Genomic DNA, 8,838 nt, shown 5'->3' with positions numbered 1-8,838 from the left:
GATCGACGATCGCAAACGATAGGCGCGGTCCTGCGTGGCCGCACGTTCCCAAATTTCTGTTCTGAGGTTTCAAGTCATGTCCAAGGAAAAATTCGAGCGCAAGAAGCCGCACGTGAACGTAGGCACGATCGGTCACGTGGACCACGGCAAGACGACGCTGACGGCGGCGCTGACGAAGATCGGTGCGGAGCGGTTCGGCGGCGAGTTCAAGGCGTACGACCAGATCGATGCGGCGCCGGAAGAGAAGGCGCGCGGCATTACGATTTCGACGGCGCACGTGGAATACGAATCGCCGAACCGTCACTACGCGCACGTGGATTGTCCGGGTCATGCGGACTACGTGAAGAACATGATCACGGGAGCGGCGCAGATGGACGGCGCGATCCTGGTGTGTTCGGCGGCGGACGGTCCGATGCCGCAGACGCGTGAGCACATTCTGTTGGCGCGCCAGGTCGGCGTGCCGTACATCGTGGTGTTCATGAACAAGGCGGACATGGTCGACGACGCGGAGCTGCTGGAGCTCGTCGAGATGGAGATCCGCGAGCTGCTGTCGAAGTACAACTTCCCGGGCGACGACACGCCGATCGTGAAGGGTTCGGCGCTGAAGGCGCTGGAAGGCGATCAGAGCGAAATCGGCGTGCCGGCGATCATCAAGCTGGTGGAAGCGCTGGACACGTGGATTCCGGAGCCGCAGCGCGACATCGACAAGGCGTTCCTGATGCCGGTCGAGGACGTGTTCTCGATTTCGGGTCGCGGCACGGTGGTGACGGGGCGCATCGAGCGCGGCGTGATCAAGGTGGGCGACGAAATCGAGATCGTGGGCATTCGTCCGACGCAGAAGACGACGGTGACGGGCGTTGAGATGTTCCGCAAGCTGCTGGATCAGGGCCAGGCGGGCGACAACGCGGGTCTGCTGCTGCGCGGCACCAAGCGCGACGACGTGGAGCGCGGCCAGGTGTTGGCGAAGCCGGGCAGCATCACGCCGCACACGAAGTTCGAGGCGGAGGTGTACGTGCTGTCGAAGGAAGAAGGCGGTCGTCATACGCCGTTCTTCAAGGGCTACCGTCCGCAGTTCTACTTCCGTACGACGGACGTGACGGGTGCGTGCGAGCTGCCGGAAGGCGTCGAGATGGTGATGCCGGGCGACAACATCAAAATGGTGGTGACGCTGATTGCGCCGATCGCGATGGACGAGGGTCTGCGCTTCGCGATTCGCGAAGGCGGTCGTACCGTCGGCGCCGGCGTGGTGGCCAAGATCATCCAGTAAGAGAGCCTGGCAAGCGGAAATGAGGGGTCGTCGGGACAAGTTTTCGCTTTCGACGACTTTTCGATGAAATTTTCGGCTCCCAGCTATTCACTTCTGGCTGACACCGCGTTATAGTAGGCGACTCACTGCCGGCCAAACTTCATAAGTCGGGTCGGCACTACAGCGAAATGAGGCGCAGGACGCGCTTCGAATTCGCGGACAAGGACGGTCGATCGCGCTGCGTGCGCCTGGCAACGATGTTGCTCAGGGGCTCGACGGGGCGGAGAAATTCCAGTTTGGGCGAGCCGATATCGGCTCGCCCAAACTTTCGTAGTTCCAAGCATGTGGTTGGGCAAGCGATCCGGAACCGGATCGCCGCGGACGGGGCGCGAGAGTCTCGACGTGGACAGCAACGTTCTTTCAGATTCAAGGACACGGCAATGGCGGATCAGAAGATTCGAATTCGACTGAAGGCGTTCGATCATCGCTTGATCGATCGCTCGGCCAGCGAGATCGTCGAAACAGCGAAGCGTACGGGCGCGCAAGTGCTCGGCCCGATCCCGCTGCCGACCAAGATCGAGCGCTACACCATTCTGGTTTCGCCCCATGCGGACAAGGATGCGCGCGATCAGTACGAGACGCGCGTGCACAAGCGCGTGCTGGACATCGTCGACCCGAACGACAAGACCGTGGACGCGCTGATGAAGCTCGACCTGGCCGCTGGCGTCGACGTCCAGATCAAGTTGCACTGAGGCTAGATCATGAGTATCGGATTGGTAGGTCGTAAATGCGGCATGAGCCGCGTCTTCACCGAGGATGGTCGCTCGGTGCCGGTGACGCTGATCGAAGCGACGCCGAACCGCGTGACCCAGGTGAAGACGGTCGAGGTCGACGGCTACAGCGCGATCCAGGTCACTGCCGGCGCGAAGCGCGCCGCGCTGATCAGCAAGCCGCTGACCGGACATTACGCGAAAGCGAAGGTCGAGGCCGGTCGTGGTTTGTGGGAGTTCCGCGTCGAAGCCGGTGATCTCGGCAAGTTCGCGGTCGGCGGCGAAGTGAAGGCCGAAGAGCTGTTCACGGTCGGCCAGAAAGTCGACGTCGCCGGCGTCAGCAAGGGCAAGGGCTTCCAGGGCACGATCAAGCGTCACCACTTCACGATGGGCGACGCCACGCACGGTAACTCGCTGTCGCATCGCTCGCCGGGCTCGATCGGTCAGCGCCAGACGCCGGGCCGCGTGTTTCCGGGCAAGAAGATGTCCGGCCAGATGGGTAACGTGAATCGTTCGTCGATGAACCTCGAAGTCGTCAAGATCGACAACGAGCGTCATCTGATTGCGGTCAAGGGTGCGGTTCCGGGCGCTCCGGGCGGCAACGTGGTCATCCGACCCGCCGTGAAGTCGAAGTAAGGAGGACGCCATGGAACTCAACGTTGTTGGCGCCAAGGCCGTGACCGTCTCCGAGGCGGTGTTCGGCAAAGAATTCCGCGAAGACCTCGTGCATCAGGTCGTCGTCGCGTATCGCAACGCAGGCCGTGCCGGCACCAAGGCGCAGAAGACGCGCTCCGAGGTCAACGGCACGACCAAGAAGTCGAAGAAGCAGAAGGGCGGCGGCGCGCGTCACGGTGCGCTGAAGGCTCCGATCTTCGTCGGCGGCGGCGTGACCTTCGCGGCCAAGCCGCGCAGCTTCGCGCAGAAAGTGAATCGCAAGATGTTCCGCGGCGCGATGGTTTCGATTCTGTCGGAACTCAACCGCCAGGGTCGCATCGCACTGGTCGAGTCGTTCGGTGTCGAGCAGCCGAAGACCAAGGCGCTGGTCGCCAAGCTCGGCGAGCTGAAGGCCGAAGGTCGCGTTGTGCTGGTCGCCGAGAATGCGCCCGAGGCGCTGTTCCTGGCCGCCCGCAACGTGCCCTACGTGCACGTCGTCGACGTCGCCGCGCTGGATCCGGTCAGCCTGGTCGGCGCCGACAAGGTCGTGATGACGGTCGAATCGCTGAAGCGCATCGAGGAGTGGCTGGCATGAAAGAGCAGCTTTTCAGCGTCCTGCGCGCGCCGCACATCTCCGAGAAGAGCGCGCGCCTGCAGGAACACAATCAGTATGTTTTCGAAGTTGCGCAGGGCGCGACGAAGGCCGACGTCAAGGCCGCCGTCGAGGGCCTCTTCAGCGTCGAAGTGCAGTCGGTGAATCTGGTCAACCAGAAGGGCAAGGCTCGCAACTTCCGCAACCGCGCGGGAACGCGCGGTAGCAAGCGCAAGGCTTACGTACGCCTCGCCGATGGCCAAACCATCGACGTGACCGCCAAGGCTTAAGGTGGATATGGGCGCCATGGCGCTCATGGAAATCAGGAAAAAGACATCATGGCACTGATTACAGTCAAACCCACCTCAGCCGGACGCCGCGCCGTCGTGCGCGTGGTCACGCCCGGACTGCACAAGGGCGATCCGTACCGTCCGCTGACCGAGTCGCAGTCGAAGACCGGCGGCCGTAACCACTACGGTCGCATCACGACGCGCCACAAGGGCGGCGGTTCGAAGCAGAACTACCGCATCATCGATTTCAAGCGCGACAAGGAAGGCATCGCCTGCCGCATCGAGCGCATCGAATACGATCCGAACCGCACCGCGCTCATCGCGCTTCTGCTGTTCGTCGACGGCGAGCGTCGCTACATCATCTCGCCCAAGGGCGCGAAGGTCGGTGACCAGCTGATTTCCGGTCACGACGCGCCGATCAAGGTCGGCAACTCGCTGCCGCTGCGCAATATCCCGATCGGCTCGACCGTGCATTGCATCGAGATGAAGCCGGGCAAGGGAGCGCAGATCGCGCGTTCCGCCGGCGCTTCGGCGCAGCTGGTCGCACGTGAGCAGGGCTACGCCACGCTGCGTCTGCGTTCGGGCGAAATGCGCAAGGTTCCGGCCGAGTGCCGCGCGACGATCGGCGAAGTCGGCAACTCCGAGCACAACCTCGAGAAGCTGGGCAAGGCCGGTGCGAGCCGTTGGCGCGGTGTGCGTCCGACCGTGCGCGGCGCGGCGATGAACCCGGTCGACCATCCGCACGGCGGTGGTGAGGCCAAGGCCGGCCAAGGTAACCCGCATCCGGTATCGCCGTGGGGCATGCCGACCAAGGGTTACAAGACACGCAAGAACAAGCGTACGACGCAGTTCATCGTCCGCGATCGTCGCGGCTAACAGGTAGCGATCCATGCCACGTTCTCTCAAGAAAGGTCCGTTCGTCGATCACCATCTGCAGAAGAAGGTGGACGCGGCGAGCGCAGCAAACAACAAGCGCCCGATCAAGACCTGGTCGCGCCGCTCGATGATCGTGCCTGAAATGGTGGGCCTGACGCTCGCCATCCACAACGGTCGCCAGCACGTACCGGTGCTGGTCAACGAAAACATGGTCGGCCACAAGCTCGGCGAATTCGCGGTCACCCGCACGTTCAAGGGGCATTCGGGCGACAAGAAGGCCGCCGAGGCCAAGAAGTGACGACGGTGAGCACGATGGAAGCGAAAGCGATCTTGCGCAGCGCGCGCATTTCTCCGCAGAAGGCCCGTCTGGTCGCCGACCAGGTTCGTGGTCTTCCGGTCGGCCGGGCGGACAACCTGCTGCTGTTCAGCGACAAGAAGGCGGCGCAGCTGATCCGTAAGGTGCTGCGCTCGGCGGTCGCGAACGCGGAAAACAATCTCGGCGCCGACGTGGACGAGTTGAAGGTCGCGAAGATCTTCGTGGACGAGGGTGCGATCCTCAAGCGCATGCATGCGCGTGCGAAGGGTCGCGGTTCCCGCATTTCCAAGCGTACGAGCCACATCACCGTGGTCGTCGGCGAATAAGGCACAGGATCGAAACGATGGGTCACAAAGTCAATCCAATCGGTATCCGCCTGGGCATCGCCAAGGACTGGAACTCGAAGTGGTTCGCGAACAAGCGCGAATACGCCGACTACCTCGGCGCCGACCTCAAGGTGCGCGAACTTCTGAAGAAGAAGCTGGCGCAGGCCGGCATCTCGAAGATTCTGATCGAGCGCCCGGCCAAGACCGCGCGCGTGACGATCCACACCGCCCGCCCGGGCGTGGTGATCGGCAAGAAGGGTGAGGACATCGAGAAGCTGCGCAAGGAAGTGTCGCAGGTGATGGGCGTTCCGGCGCACATCAACGTGACCGAAGTGCGCAAGCCCGAGCTCGACGCGCAGCTGGTCGCCGAGTCGATCGCGCAGCAGCTCGAGCGCCGCATCATGTTCCGTCGCGCGATGAAGCGCTCGGTGCAGAACGCGATGCGCCTGGGCGCTCTCGGCATCAAGGTCAACGTCGGCGGTCGCCTGAACGGCGCCGAGATCGCGCGTTCGGAGTGGTACCGCGAAGGTCGCGTGCCGCTGCATACGCTGCGTGCCGACATCGACTACGGTTTCGCCGAAGCTAAGACCACCTACGGCATCATCGGTGTGAAGGTGTGGGTCTACAAAGGCGAGATCTTCGATCTGCACGCTGCGCAGCAGGAAGCCAAGGCTGAAGCGGCGGAAGAGCGTCCGCAGCGTCGCGCGCCGGGCAAGAACTAAAACAATCGACGCGGTCGGGATGACCGCTTCGTGATCCAGCGGTCAAGGACGATCGCACAGGCAGAGAAAAGTCATGCTGCAACCCAAGCGCACCAAGTATCGCAAGGTTCACAAGGCCCGCAACCGCGGTCTGGCCTATGTTTCCAACAAGGTCAGTTTCGGCGAGTTCGGCCTGAAGGCGACCACGCACGGCCATTTGACCGCCCGTCAGATCGAATCCGCGCGTCGCTGCATCACGCGCTTCGTCAAGCGCGGCGGCAAGCTGTGGATTCGTGTGTTCCCGGACAAGCCGATCACCAAGAAGCCGATCGAAGTCCGCATGGGCAACGGTAAGGGCAACGTCGAGTTCTGGGTCGCGCCGATCCAGCCGGGCCGCATGCTGTATGAAATGGAAGGCGTCACCGAAGCCGAGGCGCGCGAGGCGTTCCGCCTGGCTGCTGCGAAGTTGTCGGTGCAGACTCAATTCGTAACCCGGACGGTGCTGTGATGGAACTGAAGGAACTCCGCCAGAAGAACCCGCAGCAGCTCGTCGAGCATCTCGCCGAATTGCGTCGCGAACAGTTCAATCTGCGCATGCAGAAGGGCTCCGGCCAGCTCTCGCAGACGCATCAGTTCGGCCGCGTCCGCCGTGAGATTGCGCAGGTCAAGCACCTGCTCGGCGCGCAGAAGCAGGGGCAGTGAGATGAGCGAACAGTCGACCGAAAACCAGAAAGCCCAGCGCACGCTCGAAGGGCGTGTCGTCAGCAACAAGATGCAGAAGACGGTCACCGTTCTGCTCGAGCGTCAGGTCCAGCATCCGCTGTACGGCAAGATCGTACGCCGCTCGACCAAGGTGCACGCGCACGACGAGGCCGGCGAATGCAAGGAAGGCGACGTCGTCCGCATCGCGGAATGCCGTCCGCTGTCGAAGACCAAGAACTGGCGCGTCGTGAAAGTCGTCACGCGCGCTGAAGCCTGAGCGTGGAGCGGAGGAGTCAAGCGACATGATCCAGATGCAGACCACGCTGGCCGCAGCGGATAACAGCGGCGCGAAGGAACTGATGTGCATCAAGGTGCTCGGCGGCTCCAAGCGCCGTTACGCCGGCATCGGCGACATCATCAAAGTTTCGATCCGCGACGCGATTCCGCGCGGCAAGGTCAAGAAAGGCGAAGTCTACGACGCCGTCGTCGTGCGTACCCGCAAGGGTGTACGCCGTGCGGACGGCTCGCTGATCCGTTTCGACGGCAATGCGGCCGTCCTCCTGAACAACAAGCTCGAGCCGATCGGCACCCGCATCTTCGGGCCGGTCACGCGTGAGCTGCGTGGCGAACGATTCATGAAGATCGTGTCGCTGGCGCCGGAAGTTTTGTAACGAGGTTGATGTCATGAACCGTATCCGCAAGGGCGACCAGGTTCTGGTGATCGCCGGCAAAAGCAAGGGCCAGAGGGGCGAGGTGACGCGCGTCGCGGGAGATTCCGTGTTCGTGCAGAACATCAATCTCGTCAAGCGCCACACCAAGCCGAATCCGCAGGCGAATCAGCCTGGCGGAATCGTCGAGCGCGAGGCACCGATCCATATTTCCAACGTAATGCTGTTCAACACCGCCACCGGTAAGGGTGAGCGCGTGGGCTACAAGACGCTCGATGATGGGCGCAAGGTCCGCGTGTTCCGCTCTTCCGGCGAAGTGGTTGACGCTTGAGGTCTGCAGCAATGACGACGCGTCTTGAAACAATCTACAAGGAACAGGTGGTGCCGAAGCTCGTCGAGCGCTTCAGCTACGCCAATCCGATGCAGGTCCCGCGCTTGACCAAGATCACGCTCAACATGGGCGTGGGCGAGGCCGTGGGCAACAAAAAGATCCTCGAGAACGCGGTCGCCGACATGGCGAAGATCGCCGGTCAGAAGCCGATCGTGACTTTGTCGCGCAAGGCGCATGCGACGTTCAAGATCCGCGAGAACTGGCCGATCGGCTGCAAGGTCACCTTGCGTCGTGCGCGCATGTACGAGTTCTTCGATCGTCTGATCAACATCTCGTTGCCGCGCGTGCGTGACTTCCGCGGTATTTCGGGTCGTTCGTTCGACGGCCGCGGCAACTTCAACATGGGTCTGAAGGAACAGATCATCTTCCCCGAGATCGACTTCGACCAGATCGACGCGCTGCGCGGCATGGACATCGCGATCACGACGACGGCGCGCACCGACGAGGAAGCGAAGGCGTTGTTGGAAGCTTTCAAGTTCCCGTTCCGTAACTGATCGACCAGGACCCATCATGGCAAAGCGTTCAATGATCAATCGCGACCTGAAGCGGGCCAAACTGGTCAAGCGTCACGGCGCGAAGCGCGACGAGCTGAAGAAGATCATCTCCAGCGCGACCGCGTCGTACGACGACAAGCTCGCTGCTGCAGTCAAGCTGCAGAAGCTGCCGCGTGATTCGAGCCCCGCGCGTCAGCGCAATCGTTGCGCGCTGACCGGTCGTCCGCGCGGCGTGTACAGCAAGTTCGGCCTCGGCCGTCACAAGCTGCGCGAAGCGACCATGCGCGGCGACGTGCCGGGTCTGCGCAAGGCCAGCTGGTAAGCAACACTACAATTTTTCGGAGTTCGCGCATCGCGTGAATTCCGGGATATCGATGCTAGAGAAGGAATGAATCATGAGCATGACTGATCCCATCGCCGACATGTTCACGCGCATCCGCAACGCGCAAGCCACGGGCAAGCGTACCGTGGCGATGCCGGCGTCGCGCGTGAAGCAGGCGATTGCGAACCTGTTGAAGAACGAAGGTTATGTCGCCGAAGTGCAGACCGTCACCGAAGACGGCAAGCCGAAGCTCCAGATCGCGCTGAAGTATTACGAAGGCAAGCCGGTGATCGAGCGCATCGAGCGCATCAGCCGTTCGGGCCTGCGTGTGTACCGCGGCAAGGAAGCGTTGCCGAAGATTCTCGGCGGCCTCGGCATTTCGATCGTCTCGACCTCGTCCGGCATCATGACCGACGCACAAGCCCGCAAGCAGGGGCTGGGCGGCGAAGTCATCGGTCTGGTCGCCTAAAGTTTTGGTGGAGACACAACC

At 62.4% G+C, this 8,838-nt stretch carries 17 protein-coding genes; all 17 read left to right on the top strand.

Annotation, left to right across the window (positions count from 1 at the left end; translation table 11 throughout):
- The first annotated feature begins 76 nt into the window (after positions 1–76).
- Positions 77–1,267: an elongation factor Tu gene (gene tuf / locus AC3QL3_RS15695; protein ID WP_492895030.1), complete on the top strand. Its 1,191-nt coding sequence runs from the start codon at positions 77–79 to the stop codon at positions 1,265–1,267.
- 419 nt (positions 1,268–1,686) lie between these two features.
- Positions 1,687–1,998: a 30S ribosomal protein S10 gene (rpsJ, locus tag AC3QL3_RS15690; protein WP_291186485.1), complete on the top strand. Its 312-nt coding sequence runs from the start codon at positions 1,687–1,689 to the stop codon at positions 1,996–1,998.
- 9 nt (positions 1,999–2,007) lie between these two features.
- Positions 2,008–2,652 (top strand): 50S ribosomal protein L3, encoded by a 645-nt coding sequence (gene rplC, locus AC3QL3_RS15685; protein WP_492895029.1) that lies wholly within the window; start codon positions 2,008–2,010, stop codon positions 2,650–2,652.
- Positions 2,653–2,662: 10 nt separating this feature from the next.
- Positions 2,663–3,265, top strand: coding sequence for a 50S ribosomal protein L4 (gene rplD, locus AC3QL3_RS15680; protein ID WP_492895028.1), 603 nt, complete (start codon positions 2,663–2,665; stop codon positions 3,263–3,265).
- Complete coding sequence (gene rplW, locus AC3QL3_RS15675) at positions 3,262–3,552, top strand: 50S ribosomal protein L23 (protein WP_492898947.1); 291 nt, start codon at positions 3,262–3,264, stop codon at positions 3,550–3,552. The genes rplD and rplW overlap by 4 nt, the downstream gene beginning before the upstream one ends.
- Before the next feature lie 48 nt (positions 3,553–3,600).
- Positions 3,601–4,428 (top strand): 50S ribosomal protein L2, encoded by an 828-nt coding sequence (gene rplB / locus AC3QL3_RS15670; protein ID WP_492895027.1) that lies wholly within the window; start codon positions 3,601–3,603, stop codon positions 4,426–4,428.
- A gap of 13 nt (positions 4,429–4,441) precedes the next feature.
- Positions 4,442–4,726, top strand: a complete 285-nt coding sequence (gene rpsS, locus AC3QL3_RS15665; protein WP_291184930.1) for a 30S ribosomal protein S19 — start codon at positions 4,442–4,444, stop codon at positions 4,724–4,726.
- 14 nt (positions 4,727–4,740) lie between these two features.
- Positions 4,741–5,070: a 50S ribosomal protein L22 gene (gene rplV, locus AC3QL3_RS15660; protein ID WP_492898945.1), complete on the top strand. Its 330-nt coding sequence runs from the start codon at positions 4,741–4,743 to the stop codon at positions 5,068–5,070.
- Positions 5,071–5,087: 17 nt separating this feature from the next.
- Positions 5,088–5,792 carry a 30S ribosomal protein S3 gene (gene rpsC / locus AC3QL3_RS15655; RefSeq protein WP_492895026.1) on the top strand — a complete coding sequence of 235 codons (705 nt, stop codon included), beginning with the start codon at positions 5,088–5,090 and terminating at the stop codon, positions 5,790–5,792.
- A gap of 73 nt (positions 5,793–5,865) precedes the next feature.
- Positions 5,866–6,279, top strand: coding sequence for a 50S ribosomal protein L16 (gene rplP, locus AC3QL3_RS15650; RefSeq protein WP_492895025.1), 414 nt, complete (start codon positions 5,866–5,868; stop codon positions 6,277–6,279).
- A complete protein-coding gene (gene rpmC / locus AC3QL3_RS15645) occupies positions 6,279–6,473 on the top strand; it encodes a 50S ribosomal protein L29 (RefSeq protein WP_492895024.1) in 195 nt (64 codons plus the stop codon). The genes rplP and rpmC overlap by 1 nt, the downstream gene beginning before the upstream one ends.
- Position 6,474: 1 nt before the next feature.
- Positions 6,475–6,750 (top strand): 30S ribosomal protein S17, encoded by a 276-nt coding sequence (gene rpsQ, locus AC3QL3_RS15640; protein WP_492895023.1) that lies wholly within the window; start codon positions 6,475–6,477, stop codon positions 6,748–6,750.
- A gap of 25 nt (positions 6,751–6,775) precedes the next feature.
- Entirely contained in the window at positions 6,776–7,144 is a 369-nt protein-coding gene (gene rplN / locus AC3QL3_RS15635) for a 50S ribosomal protein L14 (RefSeq protein ID WP_291186492.1), read from the top strand.
- Positions 7,145–7,157: 13 nt separating this feature from the next.
- Positions 7,158–7,472, top strand: coding sequence for a 50S ribosomal protein L24 (gene rplX, locus AC3QL3_RS15630; RefSeq protein WP_492895022.1), 315 nt, complete (start codon positions 7,158–7,160; stop codon positions 7,470–7,472).
- 11 nt (positions 7,473–7,483) lie between these two features.
- Positions 7,484–8,026 (top strand): 50S ribosomal protein L5, encoded by a 543-nt coding sequence (rplE, locus tag AC3QL3_RS15625; protein ID WP_492895021.1) that lies wholly within the window; start codon positions 7,484–7,486, stop codon positions 8,024–8,026.
- Between the two features lie 16 nt (positions 8,027–8,042).
- Positions 8,043–8,348, top strand: coding sequence for a 30S ribosomal protein S14 (gene rpsN / locus AC3QL3_RS15620; protein ID WP_492895020.1), 306 nt, complete (start codon positions 8,043–8,045; stop codon positions 8,346–8,348).
- 73 nt (positions 8,349–8,421) lie between these two features.
- A complete protein-coding gene (rpsH, locus tag AC3QL3_RS15615) occupies positions 8,422–8,817 on the top strand; it encodes a 30S ribosomal protein S8 (RefSeq protein ID WP_492895019.1) in 396 nt (131 codons plus the stop codon).
- Positions 8,818–8,838 lie beyond the last annotated feature (21 nt).

It is taken from the genome of Dokdonella sp. GW821-FHT11D02 (assembly GCF_058808595.1).
The sequence above is the reverse complement of the archived record's forward strand: the minus strand, read 5'-3'. Positions and strand labels throughout refer to the sequence as shown.

Excerpts from the sequence above, each read along its gene's own strand:
- rpsJ (WP_291186485.1), top strand. The coding sequence starts at position 1,687 with ATGGCGGATCAGAAGATTCGAATTCGACTGAAGGCGTTCGATCATCGC.
- rpsC (WP_492895026.1), top strand. The coding sequence starts at position 5,088 with ATGGGTCACAAAGTCAATCCAATCGGTATCCGCCTGGGCATCGCCAAG.
- tuf (WP_492895030.1), top strand. The coding sequence starts at position 77 with ATGTCCAAGGAAAAATTCGAGCGCAAGAAGCCGCACGTGAACGTAGGC.
- rplB (WP_492895027.1), top strand. The coding sequence starts at position 3,601 with ATGGCACTGATTACAGTCAAACCCACCTCAGCCGGACGCCGCGCCGTC.
- rpsS (WP_291184930.1), top strand. The coding sequence starts at position 4,442 with ATGCCACGTTCTCTCAAGAAAGGTCCGTTCGTCGATCACCATCTGCAG.
- rpsH (WP_492895019.1), top strand. The coding sequence starts at position 8,422 with ATGAGCATGACTGATCCCATCGCCGACATGTTCACGCGCATCCGCAAC.
- rpsN (WP_492895020.1), top strand. The coding sequence starts at position 8,043 with ATGGCAAAGCGTTCAATGATCAATCGCGACCTGAAGCGGGCCAAACTG.
- rplP (WP_492895025.1), top strand. The coding sequence starts at position 5,866 with ATGCTGCAACCCAAGCGCACCAAGTATCGCAAGGTTCACAAGGCCCGC.
- rplN (WP_291186492.1), top strand. The coding sequence starts at position 6,776 with ATGATCCAGATGCAGACCACGCTGGCCGCAGCGGATAACAGCGGCGCG.
- rplE (WP_492895021.1), top strand. The coding sequence starts at position 7,484 with ATGACGACGCGTCTTGAAACAATCTACAAGGAACAGGTGGTGCCGAAG.
- rplD (WP_492895028.1), top strand. The coding sequence starts at position 2,663 with ATGGAACTCAACGTTGTTGGCGCCAAGGCCGTGACCGTCTCCGAGGCG.
- rplV (WP_492898945.1), top strand. The coding sequence starts at position 4,741 with ATGGAAGCGAAAGCGATCTTGCGCAGCGCGCGCATTTCTCCGCAGAAG.
- rplC (WP_492895029.1), top strand. The coding sequence starts at position 2,008 with ATGAGTATCGGATTGGTAGGTCGTAAATGCGGCATGAGCCGCGTCTTC.
- rpsQ (WP_492895023.1), top strand. The coding sequence starts at position 6,475 with ATGAGCGAACAGTCGACCGAAAACCAGAAAGCCCAGCGCACGCTCGAA.
- rplX (WP_492895022.1), top strand. The coding sequence starts at position 7,158 with ATGAACCGTATCCGCAAGGGCGACCAGGTTCTGGTGATCGCCGGCAAA.
- rpmC (WP_492895024.1), top strand. The coding sequence starts at position 6,279 with ATGGAACTGAAGGAACTCCGCCAGAAGAACCCGCAGCAGCTCGTCGAG.
- rplW (WP_492898947.1), top strand. The coding sequence starts at position 3,262 with ATGAAAGAGCAGCTTTTCAGCGTCCTGCGCGCGCCGCACATCTCCGAG.